Source organism: Curtobacterium sp. PvP017, assembly GCF_054060195.1.
In genome coordinates, this window is record NZ_JBSSCY010000001.1 from 703,972 (window position 1) to 724,092 (window position 20,121).

17 protein-coding genes are annotated in these 20,121 nt (G+C 69.3%); 9 read left to right on the forward strand and 8 right to left on the reverse strand.

The genetic code is table 11. From position 1 onward, the window contains the following. Positions 1 to 55: 55 nt before the first annotated feature. Complete coding sequence (locus ACVKXF_RS03425; RefSeq protein WP_456794832.1) at positions 56 to 1,105, reverse strand: LacI family DNA-binding transcriptional regulator; 1,050 nt, start codon at positions 1,103 to 1,105, stop codon at positions 56 to 58. A gap of 181 nt (positions 1,106 to 1,286) precedes the next feature. On the opposite strand from ACVKXF_RS03425, the gene chvE reads away from it, so the two are divergent. The 3 genes from chvE (at position 1,287) to mmsB (ending at position 5,235) form a co-directional block, all read left to right on the forward strand. Next, a complete protein-coding gene (chvE, locus tag ACVKXF_RS03430) occupies positions 1,287 to 2,414 on the forward strand; it encodes a multiple monosaccharide ABC transporter substrate-binding protein (RefSeq protein ID WP_123314107.1) in 1,128 nt (375 codons plus the stop codon). Positions 2,415 to 2,516: 102 nt separating this feature from the next. Continuing rightward, positions 2,517 to 4,067 (forward strand): multiple monosaccharide ABC transporter ATP-binding protein, encoded by a 1,551-nt coding sequence (gene mmsA / locus ACVKXF_RS03435; RefSeq protein ID WP_123314108.1) that lies wholly within the window; start codon positions 2,517 to 2,519, stop codon positions 4,065 to 4,067. Continuing rightward, positions 4,054 to 5,235: a multiple monosaccharide ABC transporter permease gene (gene mmsB / locus ACVKXF_RS03440; RefSeq protein ID WP_111086259.1), complete on the forward strand. Its 1,182-nt coding sequence runs from the start codon at positions 4,054 to 4,056 to the stop codon at positions 5,233 to 5,235. Before mmsA ends, mmsB begins: the two co-directional genes overlap by 14 nt. 75 nt (positions 5,236 to 5,310) lie before the next feature. Here the strand turns inward: mmsB and ACVKXF_RS03445 are convergent, their stop codons facing one another. Continuing rightward, positions 5,311 to 6,648, reverse strand: a complete 1,338-nt coding sequence (locus tag ACVKXF_RS03445; protein ID WP_456794833.1) for an alpha-amylase family glycosyl hydrolase — start codon at positions 6,646 to 6,648, stop codon at positions 5,311 to 5,313. Between the two features lie 81 nt (positions 6,649 to 6,729). Between ACVKXF_RS03445 and ACVKXF_RS03450 the strand changes: the two genes are divergently transcribed. From ACVKXF_RS03450 to ACVKXF_RS03460, 3 genes are all read left to right on the forward strand, one after another. Next, positions 6,730 to 7,128 (forward strand): DUF3253 domain-containing protein, encoded by a 399-nt coding sequence (locus ACVKXF_RS03450; protein ID WP_123314109.1) that lies wholly within the window; start codon positions 6,730 to 6,732, stop codon positions 7,126 to 7,128. A 37-nt stretch (positions 7,129 to 7,165) separates the two neighbouring features. After that, positions 7,166 to 8,266 carry an SDR family oxidoreductase gene (locus ACVKXF_RS03455; RefSeq protein WP_456794834.1) on the forward strand — a complete coding sequence of 367 codons (1,101 nt, stop codon included), beginning with the start codon at positions 7,166 to 7,168 and terminating at the stop codon, positions 8,264 to 8,266. Positions 8,267 to 8,372: 106 nt separating this feature from the next. After that, entirely contained in the window at positions 8,373 to 8,549 is a 177-nt protein-coding gene (locus ACVKXF_RS03460) for a CsbD family protein (RefSeq protein WP_123314111.1), read from the forward strand. 60 nt (positions 8,550 to 8,609) lie between these two features. Here ACVKXF_RS03460 and ACVKXF_RS03465 read toward each other — a convergent pair whose 3' ends face one another. Continuing rightward, positions 8,610 to 9,683, reverse strand: coding sequence for a spore photoproduct lyase family protein (locus tag ACVKXF_RS03465; RefSeq protein WP_456794835.1), 1,074 nt, complete (start codon positions 9,681 to 9,683; stop codon positions 8,610 to 8,612). Between the two features lie 44 nt (positions 9,684 to 9,727). On the opposite strand from ACVKXF_RS03465, the gene ACVKXF_RS03470 reads away from it, so the two are divergent. Then, positions 9,728 to 10,033: a biopolymer transporter Tol gene (locus ACVKXF_RS03470; protein ID WP_456794836.1), complete on the forward strand. Its 306-nt coding sequence runs from the start codon at positions 9,728 to 9,730 to the stop codon at positions 10,031 to 10,033. A 93-nt stretch (positions 10,034 to 10,126) separates the two neighbouring features. Here ACVKXF_RS03470 and ACVKXF_RS03475 read toward each other — a convergent pair whose 3' ends face one another. The 4 genes from ACVKXF_RS03475 to ACVKXF_RS03490 all read right to left on the reverse strand — a co-directional run bounded on the left by ACVKXF_RS03475 (position 10,127) and on the right by ACVKXF_RS03490 (position 15,341). Further along, a complete protein-coding gene (locus tag ACVKXF_RS03475) occupies positions 10,127 to 11,956 on the reverse strand; it encodes a glycoside hydrolase family 35 protein (RefSeq protein ID WP_456794837.1) in 1,830 nt (609 codons plus the stop codon). 87 nt (positions 11,957 to 12,043) lie between these two features. Next, positions 12,044 to 13,378 carry an ABC transporter substrate-binding protein gene (locus tag ACVKXF_RS03480; RefSeq protein WP_340195802.1) on the reverse strand — a complete coding sequence of 445 codons (1,335 nt, stop codon included), beginning with the start codon at positions 13,376 to 13,378 and terminating at the stop codon, positions 12,044 to 12,046. A gap of 47 nt (positions 13,379 to 13,425) precedes the next feature. Then, positions 13,426 to 14,397, reverse strand: coding sequence for a carbohydrate ABC transporter permease (locus tag ACVKXF_RS03485; protein WP_221180584.1), 972 nt, complete (start codon positions 14,395 to 14,397; stop codon positions 13,426 to 13,428). Next, positions 14,394 to 15,341 (reverse strand): carbohydrate ABC transporter permease, encoded by a 948-nt coding sequence (locus tag ACVKXF_RS03490; protein WP_123314116.1) that lies wholly within the window; start codon positions 15,339 to 15,341, stop codon positions 14,394 to 14,396. Before ACVKXF_RS03490 ends, ACVKXF_RS03485 begins: the two co-directional genes overlap by 4 nt. Positions 15,342 to 15,529: 188 nt before the next feature. Here ACVKXF_RS03490 and ACVKXF_RS03495 point away from each other — a divergent pair, with 188 nt between their 5' ends. Then, positions 15,530 to 16,561 carry a LacI family DNA-binding transcriptional regulator gene (locus ACVKXF_RS03495; RefSeq protein ID WP_456794838.1) on the forward strand — a complete coding sequence of 344 codons (1,032 nt, stop codon included), beginning with the start codon at positions 15,530 to 15,532 and terminating at the stop codon, positions 16,559 to 16,561. Between the two features lie 369 nt (positions 16,562 to 16,930). Here ACVKXF_RS03495 and arfA read toward each other — a convergent pair whose 3' ends face one another. Then, positions 16,931 to 18,436 carry an arabinosylfuranosidase ArfA gene (gene arfA / locus ACVKXF_RS03500; RefSeq protein WP_456794839.1) on the reverse strand — a complete coding sequence of 502 codons (1,506 nt, stop codon included), beginning with the start codon at positions 18,434 to 18,436 and terminating at the stop codon, positions 16,931 to 16,933. A 284-nt stretch (positions 18,437 to 18,720) separates the two neighbouring features. Between arfA and ACVKXF_RS03505 the strand changes: the two genes are divergently transcribed. Continuing rightward, complete coding sequence (locus ACVKXF_RS03505; protein ID WP_123314119.1) at positions 18,721 to 20,076, forward strand: extracellular solute-binding protein; 1,356 nt, start codon at positions 18,721 to 18,723, stop codon at positions 20,074 to 20,076. Positions 20,077 to 20,121: the final 45 nt, after the last annotated feature.

Here is a 20,121-nt window from a genome sequence, read left to right on the forward strand (position 1 = left end):
CTGCCCCGCGCACGGCAGAACGTCGCCCCGGCCGGAGAACCCCGCACCGTGCGCTCTACGCGCTGCGGCGGACCACGAGCTCGGGCGCCAGCAGCGTCTCGTCGCGCGGCTCGCCCTCGACCAGGGCCCGCACGGTGTCGAGCACCCGTTCGCCCATCGCCCGGAAGTCCTGCCGCACGGTGGTCAGCGGCGGCGTGAAGTGCGCGGCCTCGGGCACGTCGTCGAACCCGACCACCGCGATGTCGTCCGGCACGCGCAGGCCCTCGTCGGCGAAGGCGTGGAGCACCCCGAGCGCCATCTGGTCGTTGCCGGCGAACACGGCGTCGACGGCCGTCACGTCGATGTGGCGTGCGGCCGCGAACCCGCTCCCCGGGGTCCAGTCGCCGTCGAGCACGACGGGCTCGAGGCCGGCCGCTTCCATGATCCGGACGTACGTGGCACGGCGCACCTCGGACTCCTGCGACACCGGTGGTCCAGCGATGTGCACGATCCGCCGGTGCCCGCGCGCGAACAGGTGCTGCATCACGAGCGCCGTGCCCTCGGCCTGGTCGATGGCGACCGCGGCGACGGTGGGCGCGACCGGCGCGCGGACGGCGTCCCGCTGCACGGCGTTGGCCACGACCACGGGCACCGTGACCGGCACCGTGAGCGAGGCGAGGGCGTCGAGCACGCGGTTGTCGGCGGCGACGAGCACGATCGCGGCGACGTCCTGCGCGAGCAGCGTGGTCAGTGCACCGGACAGGTCGGACGGCGTCGGGTCCTCGGGCAGGGTCGAGAGCAGCACGTGGTACCCGGCCGACCGGGCCGCGCGTTCGAACCCGATCGCCGTGCTCGACGGACCGTACAGGGCGTCGCCCGCGGTGATGATGCCGAGCGCGCGGCTCCGGCCGCCGGCGAGTGCCCGGGCGGCGGCGCGGGGCCGGTAGCCGAGTTCGTGGACGGCGTCGGTGACCTGCGTGCGGAACGCGTCGCGGACCGTCGGATCGCCGTTGATGACGCGCGAGACGGTCTGGTGGGAGACGCCCGCACGCTCGGCGACGTCGAAGATCGTCGGCGCCTTCCGGCGTTTGCCGCCCGTGCCCCCTGGGGCGGTCGTGGTCGTCACGAGGCCAACCGTACCGCGCAGTCCGACCCGCGCGGCAAGATCGCGAAACGGTCACGTCGAGTTGACACCCCGTCACGGAACCCACAAGATGTGAGCGCTCACACGAGCACATCCCTCGGGGCACAGCAGCCCCGGCACCTGAGCGCGTCGAGGACGACGCGAGAGGAACAGAGGTACTTCGATGACGAAGCGCAGGATCATCGCGGGCGTTGCAGCCCTCGGCATCGCGATCGCACTCGCCGGCTGCTCGGCCGGTGGCCGTGCGTCCACCGACGGCGGCGGCAGCACCGACAACAAGGGCGCCCTGGTCGGCGTCGCCATGCCGACCAAGGTGTCGGAACGCTGGATCAAGGACGGCGACGCCGTCAAGAGCGACCTCGAGAAGGCCGGCTACAAGGTCGACCTCGAGTACGGCGACAACAAGGTCCAGCAGCAGGCCCAGCAGGTCAGCAACATGATCACGAAGGGCGCGAAGGTCCTCATCATCGCGTCGATCGACGGCGGAGCCCTCTCCGACCAGCTCGACGCCGCCGCCAAGGCCGGCATCAAGGTGATCTCCTACGACCGCCTGCTGACGGGCAACAAGAACGTCGACTACTACGTGTCGTTCGACAACGAGAAGGTCGGCGTCGACCAGGCGACGAGCCTGCTCACCGGCCTCGGCGTCCTCGACGACAAGGGCGAGAAGACCGGCGAGAAGGGCCCGTTCAACATCGAGGTCTTCGCCGGCTCGCTCGACGACAACAACGCCAGCTTCTTCTTCAACGGCGCCATGAAGACCCTCAAGCCGTACCTCGAGGACGGCACGCTGAAGATCCAGTCGGGTCAGGACCAGCTCTCGCAGGCCGCCACGCAGCAGTGGGACCCGGCGACCGCCAAGGCCCGCATGCAGAACCTGGTCGCGAAGTCCTACTCGGGCGGCACCACGCTCGACGGCGTGCTCTCGCCGTACGACGGCATCTCGATCGGCATCATCTCGGCGCTGCAGGGTGCCGGCTACGGCACCAGCGACCGCCCGCTGCCGACCGTCACGGGCCAGGACGCCGAGGCGGCGTCGGTCAAGTCGATCATCGCCGGTCAGCAGTACTCGACCATCTACAAGGACACGCGCAAGCTCGCCAAGCAGTCGGTCACCATGGCCGAGGACCTGCTCACCGGCAAGAAGCCCGAGGTCAACGACACGAAGAGCTACGACAACAAGGTCAAGGTCGTCCCGACCTTCCTCTTCCAGCCGACGGTCGTCACGAAGGACAACTACAAGGAAGTCCTCGTCGACTCGGGCTACTACACCGAAGCCGACCTGAAGTAGTCGCAACCCACCTGTCGGACAGGAGGCACGGGTCGACCCCGCCCCGTGCCTCCCGTCCGCCCCATCCGCGCGCCACGGCGCGCACCACGGAAGGCGGTCGACGTGACGGACACGATCCTCGAGATGCGTGACATCACCAAGACGTTCCCCGGCGTGAAGGCCCTGCAGGGCGTCTCGATCGAGGTCGAGCGTGGCCAGGTCCACGCCATCTGCGGCGAGAACGGCGCCGGCAAGTCGACCCTGATGAAGGTGTTGTCGGGCGTCTACCCGCACGGCTCCTTCGAGGGGCAGATCCTGCTCGACGGCGCACCGGTCTCGTTCGCGGACATCAACGACTCCGAGGCCTCTGGCGTCGTCATCATCCACCAGGAGCTCGCGCTGAGCCCGTTCCTGTCGATCGCCGAGAACATCTTCCTCGGCAACGAGCGGTCCAAGGGCGGCTTCATCGACTGGAACAAGACGAACCTGGCCGCCGCCGAGCTCCTGCAGCGCGTCGGCCTCAAGGACAACCCGGTCACGAAGATCGTGGACATCGGTGTCGGCAAGCAGCAGCTCGTCGAGATCGCGAAGGCACTGTCGAAGAAGGTCAAGCTCCTCATCCTCGACGAGCCCACCGCCGCCCTGAACGACGACGACTCCGCGCACCTGCTCGAGCTCATCCGCTCGTTGCAGGCCGAGGGCATGACGGCGATCATCATCAGCCACAAGCTCAACGAGATCAAGGCGATCGCCGACAAGGTGACGATCATCCGCGACGGCAAGACCATCGAGACGCTCGACATGCACGCCGACGACGTGTCCGAGGACCGCATCATCCGCGGCATGGTCGGCCGCGACCTGTCGAACCGGTACCCCGAGCACGATCCCCGGATCGGCGAGGAGCTCCTGCGGATCGAGGACTGGACGGTCCACCACCCGCTCGACGGGTCGCGCGAGATCATCCACCAGGTCAACCTGAACGTGCGGGCCGGCGAGATCGTCGGCATCGCCGGACTGATGGGCGCCGGGCGGACCGAACTCGCGATGAGCGTGTTCGGCAGGTCGTACGGATCCGGCATCAGCGGGACCGTCTACAAGCGCGGCGAGCCGATCAAGACCCACACGGTGTCACAGGCGATCGACCACGGCATCGCGTACGTCACCGAGGACCGCAAGCGGTACGGCCTGAACCTGATCGACGACATCAAGCGGAACATCTCCGGGTCGGCGCTCGGGAAGCTCGCGAACTGGGGCTTCGTCAACGCGTCCGAGGAGACCACGGTCGCCGGGCAGTTCCTGAAGAACCTCAACATCAAGGCACCGAACGTCGACGTCGTCACGGGCAAGCTCTCCGGCGGCAACCAGCAGAAGGTCGTCCTGTCGAAGTGGATGTACACCGATCCCGACGTCCTCATCCTCGACGAGCCGACCCGCGGCATCGACGTCGGTGCGAAGTACGAGATCTACACGATCATCAACAGCCTCGCGGACCAGGGCAAGGGGGTCATCGTGATCTCCTCGGAGCTCCCGGAGCTCCTCGGCATCTGCGACCGCATCTACACGCTCTCCGAGGGCACCATCACCGCTGATGTGCCCCGCTCCGAGGCCACCCCAGAGGTCCTCATGCAGTACATGACCCAGGAACGGGAGACCCCTGTCAATGAACGCGCTTAAGTCCGCCGCCGGCTACCTCACCGGGCAGCTCCGACAGATCGGCCTGTTCATCGCGCTGATCGTCATCGTCGTCTTCTTCCAGGTGACGACCAACGGCATCACCCTGGCCCCGATCAACGTCTCGAACCTGATCGTCCAGAACAGCTACATCCTCATCCTCGCCATCGGCATGGTGATGGTCATCATCGCCGGGCACATCGACCTGTCGGTCGGGTCGGTCGTCGCCTTCACCGGCGCGATGGCCGGCGTGATGATCACGCAGTGGCACATCCCGTGGCCGATCGCCGTCGTGCTCTGCCTGGTCGTCGGTGCGCTCGTCGGCGCCTGGCAGGGGTTCTGGATCGCCTACTTCGGGATCCCGGCGTTCATCGTCACCCTGGCCGGCATGCTCGCCTTCCGCGGTGCGGCGCAGATCGTGCTGCACAACCAGCAGATCTCGCCGTTCCCGGACGGGTTCCGTGCCCTCGGGTCCGGCTTCCTGCCGTCGTTCGGCACCACCGGCTACGAGCCGCTCACGATGATCCTCGGCTTCGCCGCCGCAGCCGTCATGGCCGTCACCGCGTTCCGCGGCCGCGCCACCCGCCGCAAGTACCAGCTCGAGAGCGAACCGTTCGCCTGGTTCATCGTGAAGCTCGTCTTCGGCGTGGTGCTGGTCGTCTACGTGGCCCTGCTGCTCGCGAGCTACAACGGCACCCCGATCGTGCTCGTCATCCTCGGTGCCCTCGTGGTGATCTACTCGGTCATCATGCGGAGCGCGGTGTTCGGCCGCCACGTCTACGCCATCGGCGGCAACGCCCTGGCCGCGCAGCTGTCCGGCGTGAAGACCAAGCGCGTGACGTTCATGCTCTTCGTCAACATGGGTGTCATCTCGGCCCTGGCCGGCGTGGTCTTCACCGGTCAGCTCAACCTGGCGGCCCCCGGTGCGGGCAACGGCTTCGAGCTCGACGCCATCGCCGCGGTGTTCATCGGTGGCGCGGCGGTCACGGGCGGCATCGGCACGGTCCCGGGCGCCATCGTCGGTGGTCTCATCATCGGCCTGCTCAACAACGGCATGTCGATCCTCGGCGTCGGCACCGAGTACCAGTCCCTGATCAAGGGCCTGGTCCTGCTCGCCGCCGTCGCGTTCGACGTGTTCAACAAGCGTCGGGCGGCCGCCGCGCGCAAGTAGGGCGTCGGTCGGGGTCACCCCGCGAAAGCGACAGAGTGCTGCGGAACATCCGCGCACTTCTGTCGCTTTCGTGCGTCAGCGGGACAGGACCGCCCACCCCCGGGCCGGGAGGCGCATGGTCCCGTCCCCGAGATCGGCACCGCCCGCCTCCACCTGCGTCGCGTCGGCTGCGGGAACCTCGACGGGGTCGGCCGACAGGTTCAGGGCGGTCACCACGGCAGCGTCCGACGTCGCGGTGCGCAGGACGACCGCGGTGTTCGTCAGGTGGACGACGTCGGTGTGCGCCCGGTGCAGCCACGTGTTGCGGCGGCGCAGGGCGATGAGCGCCTCGTACGCGTGCGTCAGCTCGCCCGGTGCGGGTGGTGTGGGCGGGAACTCCGGCCGGACGGCGTCGTCGCCGCCCTCGCGTTCCTCCTTCACCCCGGTCCAGCCGTACTCGTCGCCCGCGTAGACGATCGGGGTGCCGGCGACCGTGAACAACACCGCGGCGGCGTGGCCGGCGAACGGCTCCCCCACGGCGCTCGCGATGCGGGTCACGTCGTGGTTGCCGATGAAGGTCGTCGGGGCGAAGGTCTCGAGCAGGGCGTCGTGCCGCTCGATCGCGTGCGCCAATTCGTGGCCGTTGCCGTCCGCGATGCCGTGCCAGATCCCCTGCCACAACTCGTACTGCGTCAACGAGTCCATGGTCGACTCCCGGGCGATCGCCGCCGCGTCGCCGTGGATCACCTCGCCGCTGAACCACGCGTCCGGGAACCGCTCCCGCACCCGCGGCAACACCCTGGCCCAGAACGCCGGCGGCACCGCGTACGCAGCATCGAGGCGCCAGCCGTCGATCCCCCGCTCCAGCCAGTGCGTCATCACCTGGACGACGAGGTCCTCGGTCGCTGCGCTGTCGTGGTCGAGCGCCACGAGGATGTCGTGCCCCTCGAACAACCCGACGGGCACCGGCTGCCCCGGGGTCCACCCCGACCAGTCGATCGCGAAGAGGTCAGCGGACGCTGCGTCCGGACCCTGCTCCTCGAGCGCCCGGAACGCCGGGTGCTCGCGGCCGACGTGGTTGAAGACGCCGTCGAGCAGGACCCGGATCCCCCGCTCCCGCGCGGCGGTGACCAGGTGGTCGAAGTCGGCGTCGTCGCCGAGCCGGGGGTCGATGCGGAAGTGGTCCACCGTGTCGTAGCCGTGCGTCGAGCTCGCGAACACCGGTCCGAGCACCAGGCCGTTCAGGCCGAGGTCCACGACGTGGTCGAGCCAGGGCTCGATGCGGCCGAGGCGGTGCTCGACGGCGCGTTCCTCGACAGCAGAACCGGGTCGGACGTCCGCCCCGACGAACCCGAGCGGGTAGACGTGCCACCACATGACGTGCTCGATCCAGGAAGGCTCGGGCTGACGGACGGGGACGGTGTCGGAGGTCACCGCTCCGATGCTGCCAGCCGGACCCGCGCCCGGTGCGCTCGTGCTGAGAACGGACAGGAGCAGCAGGACGAAGATGACGGCATGGGACGCGCGATCAGAACGGAAGCGGACGCTGCGGCGAACGAGGCGGAGCACGCCGAGCGCACGTGCGCGTCGTGCGGTCGGACGATGCCCGCGTCCGCGGCCCCGGAGGCGCGGTACTGCTCCGCAGCGTGCCGGAAGCACGGAGTCGACGCCACCGACCGGGCCCTCGAACAGCGCATCGACGAACTCCTCGCCGCGCGGGCCCGGACCTCGAGCATCTGCCCGTCCGAGGTCGCGCGTTCGCTCGAGCCCGATGACTGGCGTCCGCTGATGGAACCCGCCCGTCGAGCGGCTCGACGGATGACGGCCCGCGGCGAGGTCGAGATCACCCAGGGCGGCTCCGTCGTCGACCCCTCGACGGCGAAGGGCCCGATCCGCATCCGTCGCCCGCGGTGAGGGAACACCTGTCGTCCATCGTCGGTTGCATGCAGGGATGACTGCAACCGGATCGACCGCACCGACCTCCGCCCAGCCCCGAGCCCTCGTCGTGGGAGCGAGCGGCATCACCGGCTCCGCCCTGGTGAGCCACCTGCTCGACCTCGACTGGGACGTGACCGCGTTGTCCCGCCGGCCGCTCGCCGAGCAGGGCGTCCGGACCGTCGCAGCGGACCTGCGCGACCCCGAGAGCCTGGCGACCGCGCTCGCCGACGAGCAGCCGACCCACGTGTTCTTCACCGCGTGGCAGCGCCAGGAGACCGAAGCGGAGAACATCCGCGTGAACGGCGGTATGGTCCGCGACCTGCTGGCCGCGTTGTCACACGCTCCGCTCGAGCACGTCGCCCTCGTCACCGGCCTGAAGCACTACCTCGGCCCGTTCGAGGCCTACGCCGCGGGCGAGATGCCGGACACGCCCTTCCACGAGGAAGAGCCCCGACTCGACACCCCGAACTTCTACTACGCGCAGGAGGACGAGCTGTTCGCCGCCGCCGAGCGCCAGGGCTTCACGTGGTCGGTGCACCGCTCGCACACCGTGATCGGGCACGCCGTCGGCAACGCGATGAACATGGGCCTGACCATCGCGGTGCAGGCCACGCTGGCGAAGGAGCTCGACCTGGACTTCGTGTTCCCGGGCAGCGAGGCGCAGTGGAACGGCCTGACCGACATGACCGAGGCCGGGATCCTCGCCGAGCAGATGGTCTGGGCAGCGACCGCACCCGAGGGTGCCGACGAGGCCTTCAACATCGTGAACGGCGACGTCTTCCGGTGGCGCTGGATGTGGCCGCGGCTCGCGGCGCACCTCGGCGTCGACCCGGCGCGCGTGGTCGGCTACGAGGACGAGCCGCGGCCGCTCGAGCAGCAGATGGCACCCTACGAGTCCGAGTGGGCCGGCATCGCCGAGCGACACGGTCTGGCAGAGGCGGACATCACCCGGCTCGCCTCGTGGTGGCACACCGACGCCGACCTCGGTCGCGCGATGGAGGTCGTCACCGACATGGGGAAGAGCCGCGACGCCGGGTTCACGGCCTTCCGCCGGACCGAACGCGCGTTCGCCGACCTGTTCGCGCGCTACCGGGCCGACCGCCTCATCCCGTGATCAGCGACGCGCCTGTCCCGCCGCAGTGAACGGGGTACAGGCGCGTCCGTACTGTCGGTGGCACACCGCCGGGACCGCCGGTGATGCCCCACCGGAAGGAATCACCATGTCGCTCGGAGACAAGGCCAAGGACGCCACGCAGAAGATCGTCGGCAAGGTCGAGGAGAAGGTCGGCGAGCACACCGACGACCAGGAGCTGCACGCCCAGGGCAAGAAGGACCAGCACATGGGCGAGGCGCGCATGCAGACGGAGAAGGCGAAGGACGCCGTCGACGACGCGTGAGCACCAGCTCGTGAACGCACCGACGGCTCGACGTCTGCTGACGTCGGGCCGTCGGTGCGTTCAGAAGGCGTACCGGATGCGGCAGGACGGCAGGTGCTCGGCGACGAGTTCGCGGAAGCGCTCGACGAGCTGTCCCTTCATGCCGGACCGGTAGCGGACGTTCACTGCGCCGTTCTGCGACACCTTCTGCTCCTGCAGGTCGGGGCGCCACAGCAGGTCCTCGGCCTTCGGGTGCCAGCCGAGGTTGACCTCGTGCAGGGGTTGGTTGTGCGTGAGGAAGATCACTTCCGCCGCGAGTTGCGCCTTGGCGGCCGGGGACAGCACGTCGTCGACCTGCCGCAGCAGTTCGGCCCAGTCGGCTTCCCAGGTCGGGGTGACGATGACCGGCGAGAAGTTCAGGTGGACCTCGTACCCGGCGTCGACGAAGTCGTTCACCGCGGCGATGCGCTCGGCGATCGGGCTCGTGCGGATGTCGGTGACCTTCGCGGTCTCGTGCGGCATGAGCGAGAAGCGGATGCGGGTCCGGCCCATCGGGTCCCAGTCGAGCAGGTCGCGGTTGACGTACTTCGTCGCGAACGAGGCCTTGGCCGTCGGGGTCATCCGGAAGAGGTCGCAGAGGTCGCGGACGTTGTCGCTGAGCATCGCGTCGACCGAGCAGTCGCTGTTCTCGCCGATGTCGTAGACCCAGGCTTCCGGGTCGCACTGGTTCGGTTCGGTCTTCGGTCCCTGCTTCGCGATGTTCCGTGCGACGTGCTTCGTGATCTGGTCGATGTTCGCGAACACCGTCACCGGGTTGCTGTAGCCCTTGCGCCGTGGCACGTAGCAGTACGCGCACGCCATCGCGCAGCCGTTCGCCGTCGAGGGCGCGATGAAGTCGGCGGAGCGACCGTTCGGCCGGGTGACCAGCGACTTCTTCACGCCGAGCACGAGCGCCTCGGCCTTGATCCGCACCCAGCGCTGGACGTTCCGTTCGTCGCCGTGCACCTCGGGGATGTTCCAGTGCGACTCGACCGGGACGATCTCGGCGTCCGGCCAGCGCCCGAGGATCTCCTGCCCGCGCTGCAGTTCGAGGGCGGCCCGCTCGGCGTAGATGCGTCGGACGTCGAGCATCGGGCGGACTCGGTCGTTGCTCATCGGCTCCTGTCTACCCGACACCACCGACGGTGCAGACTCGGACCATGACCGCTGAGCCCGACGACCACTTCTTCGTCGTGGACGGCCGACGCTGGCGCCGCACCGACCCCGCGCTGCCCGAGGACATCGCGGCGGCGCTCCGGAGCCACCTCGGCCGTGGGCGGAACGCCGTCAAGCAGGCCAACCGTGCGGACGACCACGGAGCACTGGCTGCGGCGCGGCACCGGAACGGCCTGGCGAAGCACGGCCTCGGCGAACGGGGCCCGGAGTGGTGGACGCGGCCCGAGGCCGATCGGATCGCCGACGCCGAGCGTGCCCTCGCCGACCTGGACGCGCTCGACCGCGACTGATCCTTCCCATGACGCCCGCGGTGGAAAGCAGAATCGGGCGTCCCTGGTCGAAACTTCCGACCAGGGACGCCCGATTCGACCAGGTACGCGCGGCTACGCCTCGGTGTGGCCCAACGCCGGCTCGAGGAGCAGGTGCGCCGTGCGGGACGCCGACGCGTGCAGCTCGAGGACGACCAAGTCGTTCCGGCCTGAGCGCAGGACCGGGCCGGGGATCGCCAGGGTCTGCTGCGGGCCGCGCGACCAGTACCGGCCGAGGCAGAACCCGTTGACCCAGGCGACACCCTTGCGGAACCCGTCGAGCGCCAGGTAGCGGTCGTCCACCGCGTCGAGGTCGAACGACCCCGTGGCGAACGTCGGTCCGGCGAGCACCTCGCCGTCGGCCGGTTCCACGGCGGACAGCGCCTCGAGTGCGGACGGTGCGACCGGGTCGAGCGCCAACGGCGACGCGGTCCAGCGCGAGAGCGGGACCCCGTCGACGGCGACCCCGCCGATCAGGCCCTTCGGCTCGCCGATGCGGATGCCGTAGTCGACCCGCCCCTGGTCCTCGACGAGCAGTTCGAGCGTGCCGGTCACCGGCGGCAGGACGATCGCACGGTCGTGGTGCTCGCGCTCCAGGACGCCCACGACCACACCGTCGACGGACACGATCGCGCGGTCGCGGACCTCGGTGCCGACGGTCAGCACGCCGCCGGACGGCAGGTCCACCTCGGCCCGGTACAGGACGAAGCCGCTCGCCGCACCGAGGGCGTCGAACGTCGGCGGCTCGTCGTGCGCCGACCACGTCGTGAGCGTGGGCAGCAGGGAGCGGAGCGACGCGACGCGGTCCAGGCGGACGGCGAGGTCCGTGGCGGGGACGACCCGGGCCTCCCGGTCGGCTCCGTCCGCAGCATCGGACGCGAGCCGACCCGATCCACCCGGCTCCATCGATGCCGGCAGCGGCGGCACGGGCGCGTAGCGCTCGATGACCGCGCGGAAGGCGTGGAACTTCGGGGTGGGCCGACCGGCCTCGTCGAGCGGGGCGTCGTAGTCGTAGGACGTCGCGATCGGACGGTAGACGCCCTTGTCGTTCGCGCCGTTCGTGAAGCCGAAGTTCGTGCCGCCGTGGAACATGTAGATGTTGACCGAGCCGCCGGCGGCGAGCAGGTCGTCCAGGTCCGTTGCCGAGGCAGCAGCCGGCGTGGTGTGGTGGTGCTCACCCCAGCTGTCGAACCAGCCGTCCCAGAACTCGGAGCACATCAGGGGGCCGGTGGGCTGCGCCTGCCGCAGGCGCTCGAGGCGGGCGACGGACCGCGAGCCGAACGAGCCGGTCTTGTGCAGCGACGGCAGCGAGCCGTCCTCGAGCATCGTGCCCATCGGCTGGTCGACGCTCGTGAAGGGGACGGTGAGCCCGATCGCCCGGTGCATCTGCTCGAGCTTCGACAGGTAGACGGGGTCGGAACCGTAGGCGCCGTACTCGTTCTCGACCTGCACCAGGACGATGGGTCCGCCGTTGTCGATCTGCCGTGGGACCAGCACCGGCGCCAACGCGTGCAGGTACGAGGAAACGGCGGCGAGGAACCCCGGCTCGTCGCGTCGGACGCCGACGGTGCCGTCGGCGAAGAGCCAGTACGGCAGGCCGCCGTTGGTCCATTCGGCGCAGATGTAGGGGCCGGGGCGGACGATGGCGTGCATGCCCTCGGCGGCGACCAGGTCGAGGAACCGGCCCAGGTCGAGCCCGCCGGTCAGGTCGAAGACCCCGGGCGACGGGGCGTGCGCGTTCCAGGCGACGTAGGTCTCGATGGTGTTCAGCCCCATCAGCTTCGCCTTGCGGATGCGGTCGGCCCACAGGTCGGGGTGCACGCGGAAGTAGTGGATCGCGCCGGACAGGACCCGGTGCGGCTCGCCGTCGAGCAGGAAGTCGGTGTCGCCGATGGCGAATCGCATGGTGTGACTTTCTCATGGCCGGCCGGAGCCGGGCGTGGAGCGGGGCCGTGCGGACGTGTCCGCACGGCCCCGCCGAGGGTGCGGTGCCTACTTTGTCGAGACCGTGAAGCCCTGGTCCTTGCCGTACTTGGCGAGGGCCTTCTGCCAGGCCTCGAGGCCGGCGTCGAGCGAGGTGCCGTTCTCGTACGCCTGACCGACGGTGTCGGCGTAGACGCTGTTCGCGTACACCTGGTACGGCAGGTAGGTGAAGTCGTTGTCCGAGGACTTCGACGCGTCGACGAGCACCTTGTTGATCTGCTGGCCGCCGAAGTACTCCGGCTTCTCGTCGAGGAAGGCCGACGAGTCGAGGTCGGCGGTGGTCGAGGGGAACCCACCGGACTTCATGAAGACGTCGGTCGACGCCTTCGACGAGTTCAGCCACTTCAGGAAGCCCGCGGCGAGGGCCGGGTTCTTCGACTGCTTCATGACGACCTCGGCGCTGCCGCCGTTGTTCGCGGTCTGGGCGGTGCCGCCGTCGTAGGTCGGCATCGGGGCGACGCGCCAGTCACCCGAGGCCTGGGCGACGCCGGACTCCAGGTTGCCGGGCATCCAGGCGCCGGTGATCATCGTGGCGATCTCACCGTTGCCGAGCTGCTTGTACCAGTCGTCGGTCCAGCCGACCGTCTTCGACAGCAGGCCCTGCTCGACGAGCTCGTTCCAGGTGCTCGTCCACTTCTTGGTGCCCGCGTCCTGCAGGTTGATCGTGACCTTGTCGCCGTCGGTGGTGAACGGGGTGCCACCGGCCTGGGCGATCATGCTCGTGGTGAAGCCGGCGTCGCCGGAGTCGGCCGCGATGTACGCGTTCGGGTCGGCCTTGTGCAGCTTCTTCGCGGCGGTGACGTACTCGTCCCACGTCTTCGGCACGGCGATGTCGTGCTTGTCGAAGACCGTCTTGTTGTAGAACAGCGCCATGGGGCCGGAGTCCTGCGGCAGGCCGTAGACCTTGCCGTCGATCGAGACCGAGCTCCAGGTGCTCTTCGCGAACTTGTCCTCGAGCGAGTCGAAGCCGTAGCCGGACAGGTCGAGGAGCGAGTCGGACAGGGCGAACTGCGGCAGCGCGAAGTACTCGACCTGGGCGACGTCGGGGGCGCCGGAGCCGGCCTTCACGGTGTTCTGCAGCTTCGTGTACTGGTCGGCGCCGGTGCCGGCGTTGACGAGCTTGACCTTCACCTTGGGGTACTGCTTCTCGAACGCGGCGACCTGGGCCTTGGCGGAGGGCGTCCAGGACCAGTAGGTCAGGGTGCCACCGTCCTTCAGGGCCTTGTCGATGTCGTCGGACGAACCGCCGGAGGACGAGCCGCCGGACGCGCAGGCAGCGAGGGCGATCGCGGCGGTGACGCCGATGGCGAGGGCGCTGAGCCCGCGCCGGAGACGCTTGTTCATGGGGGTGCCTTTCACTTCTTCGTGGAGAGGGGGTGGAGCTTGCTGTGTCAGGCCTTGACCGACCCGGCCGCGAGGCCGGACTGCCAGAAGCGCTGGAGGAAGAGGAACGCGACCACGATCGGGATGATCGTGAGGAGCGATCCCGTGACGACGAGGTTGTAGATCGGCTGCGCGCCGGACCCGGTGGCCTGGGCGTTCCACTGGTTCAGGCCGACCGTCAGGGGGTACCACTTCGGGTCGCTCAGCATGATGAGCGGCAGGAAGTAGTTGTTCCAGGTGGCGACGACCGCGAAGAGCAGGACGGTGACGACACCGGGAGCGAGCAGGCGGAGCGCGATGGTGAAGAAGATCCGGAACTCGCCGGCGCCGTCCATGCGGGCGGCTTCGAGGAGCTCGGCGGGGATCGCGTCGACCGCGTAGGTCCAGATCAGGTACATGCCGAACGGGCTGATGAGCGACGGCAGGATGATCGACCACGGGGTGTTGGTCAGGCCGACCTGCGAGAAGAGCAGGAAGGTCGGGACCGCCAGCGCCGTGCCGGGGACCGCGATGGCACCGAGCACGATGGCGAACACCGCGCGGCGTCCGGGGAACTGGAACTTCGCCATGCCGTAGCCGGCGACGGTCGCGAGCAGCGTGGCGCCACCGGCACCGACGACCACGTAGAGCAGCGTGTTGCCGAACCACTGCAGGAAGATGCCGTCGTTGTACGTGACGGTGTCGACGATGTTCTGCCAGAGGTTGAAGTCCCCGCCGAACCAGAGGCCGAAGGTCGACAGCAGCGACGCCTGCGTCTTCGTGCTGTTCACGAGCAGGTAGAACAGCGGCGCGAACGAGTACACGACGAAGACGACCATGACCGCGGTCAGCAGGCCGGAACGCTTTGGCTTGCGTCCGTCGACGTGCTCCTCGGCCTTCCTGGAGGCGCGGATCGAGCGGGTGCGCGGCGCACGTTGCGTCGTGGTCGCCTCGGTCACCGTGGCCGCTGCGGGCCCGGCGGGGTGCTGGATGGTGCTCATCGGTTCTCCTCGCGGGTGCCGCGGACCTGGACGACGTAGGCGATCACCGCGGTGATCACGCCCATCACGATCGCGACCGTGGCGGAGTAGTTGAACTGCTGACCGCTGAAGGACAGCGAGTAGGCGTACATGTTCGGGGTGAAGGCGCTGCCGATGACGTTCGGCGCGAGCGTCTTGAGCAGGTTCGGCTCGTTGAAGAGCTGGAAGCTGCCGATGATCGAGAAGATCGTGGCGATGACCATCGGGCCGCGGAGCGCCGGGAGCTTGATCGAGAACACCGTGCGCAGGGGGCCCGCGCCGTCGAGCTCGGCGGCCTCGTACAGCTCACCGGGCACCGTGCGGAGTGCGGCGTAGAAGATCAGCATGTTGTAGCCGAGGAACTCCCACGTGACCACGTTGCCGATGCTCGTCAGGACCCAGGTGGGGCTGAAGGGCTGCAGCAGGTCGATGCCGAGGGCATCGTTCGCGGCGCCGGTGAGACCGAACTGGTTGCCGTAGATGAAGCCCCAGATCAGGGCCGCGACGACACCAGGGACGGCGTAGGGCAGGAAGACCGCGATGCGGAAGAACGACGTGCCCCAGAGTCGGGCGCTGTCGAGCGCGAGGGCGGCGACGAGTGCGAGCCCGAGCATGATCGGCACCTGGACGACCAGGAAGATCGCGACGCGGCCGAAGCCGGACCAGAACTTGGCGTCCTGGAAGAGCTGCACGTAGTTGGCGAACCAGACGAACTGGTTGCCGCCGATGAGCTGGTCGCGGAACAGGCTGAGCCAGAGGGCGTAGCCGATCGGGACGATGAGCATGGCGACGAGGACGACCACGAAGGGGCCGACGAAGAGCCAGCCGGTCCAGCGTCCGCGCGCCTTGGTCCGACGACCGGCCGGGCGGGGTGCTGCCGGCTGCGCTGCGGCTGCTTCGCCGGGCCGCGCTGCGAGCGTGCTCATGTGACTCCTTCGTCTGCTGCGTTCGGGTGGTCGATGTCGACGTCGCAGCCCCGGACGGATCAGAGGTCCGGGGTGAACACCGATGTTGACGTCAACATCGAACGTCAGGACGATAGCATGGCAACGTCAACATGCACTACCGTCCGGGGAGGCAGACTGCGCGAACCCGCAACGGAAGGAGCGAGCCGATGACGACCGAGTCCCCCGCCGGCACCCGCCGCTCGCCCTCGATGGCCGCCGTCGCCGACGCAGCCGGGGTCTCCATGCAGACGGTCTCGCGTGTCGCCCGAGGGTTCGACAATGTCAGCCCGGACACCCGCGACCGGGTCCAGCGCGCGATGGACGCCCTCGGCTACCGCCCGAACCGCGCAGCCCGTGCCCTGCGATCAGGGCGCTTCCGCACCATCGGCGTGATCATGTTCACCCTCGCGTCCTTCGGCAACATGCGCACGCTCGAGGCGATCGCCGACGCCGCCGGTGCCGCCGACTTCACGATCACGCTGCTGCCGATGGCCTCGCGCACCGAGGAAGGCGTCCGCTCCGCGTTCTCCCGCCTGCACGAGCAGGCCGTCGACGGCGTCGTGATCATCATCGAGTCGCACATCATCGACACGGCCGAGGTCGTCTTGCCCGACGGCGTGCCGATGGTCATCGTCGACTCCACCGGCAGCACCGAGCACCCGGCGATCGACACCGACCAGACCGATGGTGCCCGCCAGGCCACGCAGCACCTGCTCGACCTGGGCCACGAGACCGTCTGGCACGTCGCCGGACCGACCTCGTCGTACTCCGCCGCACGCCGGTTGGCCGCGTGGCAGGACACCCTGTCGCGCGCCGGACGGGTCGTCCCGCCGGTCTTCCACGGCGGCTGGACGACCGAGCACGGCTACTCGGCGGGGCTCGAGATCGCCGCACGCCCGGACATCACCGCGGTGTTCGCCGCGAACGACCAGACCGCCCTCGGCGTGCTCCGCGCCGCACACGAGTCCGGGCGGTCCGTGCCGTCGTCGCTCAGCGTGGTGGGGTTCGACGACTCCCCCGAGTCCGACTCCTTCTGGCCGCCGCTCACCACCGTGCACCAGTCGTTCGACGAGGTCGGGCGCCGAGCGGTCGCGAACCTGCTCGCCCAGATCGACGGCGAGTCCGTGTCCTCCGCCCCCGACCTGGTGCCCGTGCGCCTGGTGGAGCGGTCGAGCACCGCGCCCCCGCCCACGCGCTGACGCGGCCCGCCCGCGGGCCGGCCGCTGGCCGCGCCCCGAGACTCGCGGTGAGCGACCGATCTCGCGACCGCGGGCGCGAGAAGTGTCGCCCAGGCCGAGACTCGGCCCGCAATCCCTGGACCCACCGGACGGGAGGCACGGTGCCAGCCCGCCACGGGCCTCCCGTCCGCCGCCCGGCCGAGTCTCGAGCCCGTTGCCCCGAGACTCGCGGTGAGCGACCGATCTCGCGGCCGCGCGCGCGAGAAGTGTCGCCCAGGCCGAGACTCGGCCCCCGCGCACCCGCGCGGGAACGAGCAGAGGACGTCGGGCGCGACCGCCCGACGTCCTCTGTGCTCACTCGACGCCCGCCGCAGCGCACGCCGAGGCGTCTCAGCCGATCGACACGGCGGTCCAGGACACGGGCGGCAGCTCGATCGTGATGGTGTCGCCGTCGCGGCTGACCGTCTCGTTCGTGCGGAGCCCGACGCGCTCGGTGGACGGCAGGTCGTTCACGGCGTGGATGTCGTCGTCCCAGATGCCCTCGGCACGGACGTCACCCGAGGCCGCCAGGCCCGCGAGGTCGATCGTGACGGTGGTCGACTCGGACGGGTGGCGGTTGATCAGGAAGACCGCGGCCTTGCCGTCCTCGGACACGGTGGCGGCGGAGTCCACGACCGGGACCTCGCCGTACTTGCCGCCGTCGACGGTGTCGCCCGAGGCCTTGACCTGCAGCGACGTGCCGTTCGCCAGGCGCGACGTCAGCGAGAACGGGAAGAACGTCGTCTGGCGCCAGGCCGGGCCGCCGGGCTCGGTCATGATCGGGCCGATCACGTTGACGAGCTGCGCGAGCGAGGCCGAGGCGACGCGGTCCGCGTGCCGGAGCAGCGAGATGAGCAGCCCACCCACGACGACGGCGTCGGCGACGGTGTAGACGTCCTCGAGCAGGCGCGGGGCGACCGGCCAGTCCTGCGGCCCGAAGGTCTTCTGCTGCTCGTTCCACTTCGTGATCGACCAGACGTTCCACTCGTCGAACGAGATGTCGATGCGCTTGTCGGACTTCTTCTGCGCCTGCACGTGGTCGGCGGCGGTGGTGACCGTCTTGATGAAGTGGTCCATGTTCACGCCCGCGGCGAGGAACGACGGCAGATCGTCGCCCTCTTCGTAGTAGGCGTGCGCCGAGATGTAGTCCACGTCGTCGTAGGTGTGCTCGAGGACGGTGCGCTCCCACTCGCCGAACGTCGGCATCGACGCTCCGGAGGAACCGCAGGCGACCAGCTCGAGGTCGGGCTGGATCTGCCGCATGGCCTTGGCGGTCATGGCGGCGAGCTTGCCGTAGTCCTCGGCGTTCTTGTGGCCGAGCTGCCACGGGCCGTCCATCTCGTTGCCGAGGCACCACATCTTGATGGCGAAGGGCTCCTGGCGGCCGTTCGACTTGCGGTACTCGGACAGTGCGGTGCCGGCGTTGATGTTCGCGTACTCGAGGAGTTCGATCGCCTCGGCGGTGCCGCGCGTGCCGAGGTTGACGGCGAGCATGAGCTCGGAGCCGACCTGGTCGAGCCAGTGCTGGAACTCGTGCAGGCCGACCTCGTTCGTCTCGGTCGAGTGCCAGGCCAGGTCGAGGCGCTTCGGGCGCTGCTCGACGGGGCCGACGCCGTCCTCCCACTTGTAGCCGGAGACGAAGTTGCCGCCGGGGTAGCGGATGGCGGAGACGCCGAGTTCCTTGACGAGCTCGACGACGTCCTTGCGGAAGCCGTGCTCGTCGGCGGTCTCGTGCGCGGGCTCGTGGATGCCGTCGTAGACGTGGCGGCCGAGGTGCTCGACGAACCCGCCGAACAGGCGACGTCGCACCGGCCCCACGGTGAACGCGGCGTCGAGGACGAGGTGTGTGCGGGGCATGGATCTCCTTCGATCGTGCGAGAGCGGGTACTGCGGGTCATGCGGTGGGCGGGCACGGTCCGGCGCTCGGGAAGCGAAGCGGACCGTCACGAAAGTGAGCGCTCACCTGACCGAAACGCTACCGGGTTCCACGCCGACGCGAAAGGGGTGGCGGACAGCGAACGCGAGGGCTAATGTGAGCGCTCACGGAACAGCGACCCACTGCTCCGTGTCCGGAACAGCGATGCTCCGGCGGGAGCACCGACCCTGTTCCCGAGACCGGCCCATCCCGATGGAGTGATGCCATGCCGAACCGCCCAGCAACACCCGCGTCGCGCCTCTCGCGCCGCGGCTTCCTCGCCGCAGGAGCGGCGGCCGCGACGGTCCTGCCGCTCGCCGCGTGCTCGAGCCCGATCGCAGCCGGCCTGGCCGGCAGTGCACTCAACCCCGAGACGCTCGTCTTCTGGAACCTCTTCGGCGGTGGTGACGGCCTCCGCATGCAGGCGATGGAGGACGGCTACGCGAAGCAGCACGGCGGATCGAGCTCGCTGCAGGCCACCACGTTCGCGTGGGGCAACCCCTACTACTCGAAGCTGACACTGGCCACCGTCGGGAACAAGCCGCCGGACGTCGCGGTCGCCCACCTGACCCGGGCGAAGCCGCTGTGGGACGGCGACCTGCTCGACCCGATCACGTCCGAGGACCTGGCGAGCGTCGGCCTCAGCGCCGCCGACTTCAACCAGAAGGCGTGGACGGCACAGAAGACCGACGGCAACAACATCGCCATCCCGCTCGACACGCACCCCTTCGTGCTCTTCTACAACGTCGACGTGTGCAAGAAGGCGGGCCTGCTGGACGCCGACGGCAACCTCAAGGACCTGTCCGGCATGGACACGTTCGAGAGCGCCCTCGCCGCGGTCGCAAAGGTCACCGGCGGCACGGCCCTCAACGTCGCCAACGTCGTGCCGGAGACCGCCACCCCGTGGCGCTTCTTCTGGACGATGTACAACCAGATCAACGACGCGACCCCCTTCATCAGCGACGGCGGCGCGAAGCTCACGGTCAACGAGGACGCCTACAACGAGGTCACCAGCCGCACCCAGAAGTGGGTCAAGCAGGGCTGGATGAACAAGGCGCTCGACTACGCCACGGCGCAGTCCCTGATGTTCGACGGCAAGGCCGGCTTCTTCATGCAGGGCGAGTGGGAGATCAGCACCGCGCAGTCCATCAAGGGACTGAAGTTCGGCATGGCCCCGATCCCGCAGCTGTACGACAAGCCCGCGACGCAGGCGGACTCGCACACGTTCGTGCTGCCGAAGAAGGACCGCACCCCGGAGCAGCGCAAGCAGCACATGCTCTTCATCAAGCAGATGCTCGAGCAGAGCCTGACCTGGGCCGAGGGCGGGCACGTGCCCGCCTACATCCCGACGTTCGACAGCAGCGCCTACAAGGAGCTCAAGCCCCAGTCGAACTACGCCGCCGCAGCCGAGACCGCCGTGTTCGACGACCCCGCCTGGTACGGCGGCTCCGGCTCGACCTTCGAGGGCACCGTCGGCGCCCAGCTGGCACTCGTGCAGCAGGGCAGCTCGTCGCCCGCGCAGGCACTCCGTGCCATCAAGTCGCAGCTCGCGACCTACCTGAACACCCCGAGCCCACTGTGACCGGGCCCGCGACCACCGGGCATGCACCTGCCCGGCACGTGAACG

Excerpts from the sequence above, each read along its gene's own strand:
- ACVKXF_RS03475 (WP_456794837.1), bottom strand. The coding sequence starts at position 11,956 with ATGCGATTCGCCATCGGCGACACCGACTTCCTGCTCGACGGCGAGCCG.
- ACVKXF_RS03480 (WP_340195802.1), bottom strand. The coding sequence starts at position 13,378 with ATGAACAAGCGTCTCCGGCGCGGGCTCAGCGCCCTCGCCATCGGCGTC.
- chvE (WP_123314107.1), top strand. The coding sequence starts at position 1,287 with ATGACGAAGCGCAGGATCATCGCGGGCGTTGCAGCCCTCGGCATCGCG.
- ACVKXF_RS03485 (WP_221180584.1), bottom strand. The coding sequence starts at position 14,397 with ATGAGCACCATCCAGCACCCCGCCGGGCCCGCAGCGGCCACGGTGACC.
- ACVKXF_RS03495 (WP_456794838.1), top strand. The coding sequence starts at position 15,530 with ATGACGACCGAGTCCCCCGCCGGCACCCGCCGCTCGCCCTCGATGGCC.
- ACVKXF_RS03465 (WP_456794835.1), bottom strand. The coding sequence starts at position 9,683 with ATGAGCAACGACCGAGTCCGCCCGATGCTCGACGTCCGACGCATCTAC.
- ACVKXF_RS03455 (WP_456794834.1), top strand. The coding sequence starts at position 7,166 with ATGACTGCAACCGGATCGACCGCACCGACCTCCGCCCAGCCCCGAGCC.
- arfA (WP_456794839.1), bottom strand. The coding sequence starts at position 18,436 with ATGCCCCGCACACACCTCGTCCTCGACGCCGCGTTCACCGTGGGGCCG.
- mmsB (WP_111086259.1), top strand. The coding sequence starts at position 4,054 with ATGAACGCGCTTAAGTCCGCCGCCGGCTACCTCACCGGGCAGCTCCGA.
- ACVKXF_RS03505 (WP_123314119.1), top strand. The coding sequence starts at position 18,721 with ATGCCGAACCGCCCAGCAACACCCGCGTCGCGCCTCTCGCGCCGCGGC.
- ACVKXF_RS03450 (WP_123314109.1), top strand. The coding sequence starts at position 6,730 with ATGGGACGCGCGATCAGAACGGAAGCGGACGCTGCGGCGAACGAGGCG.
- ACVKXF_RS03490 (WP_123314116.1), bottom strand. The coding sequence starts at position 15,341 with ATGAGCACGCTCGCAGCGCGGCCCGGCGAAGCAGCCGCAGCGCAGCCG.
- ACVKXF_RS03470 (WP_456794836.1), top strand. The coding sequence starts at position 9,728 with ATGACCGCTGAGCCCGACGACCACTTCTTCGTCGTGGACGGCCGACGC.
- ACVKXF_RS03460 (WP_123314111.1), top strand. The coding sequence starts at position 8,373 with ATGTCGCTCGGAGACAAGGCCAAGGACGCCACGCAGAAGATCGTCGGC.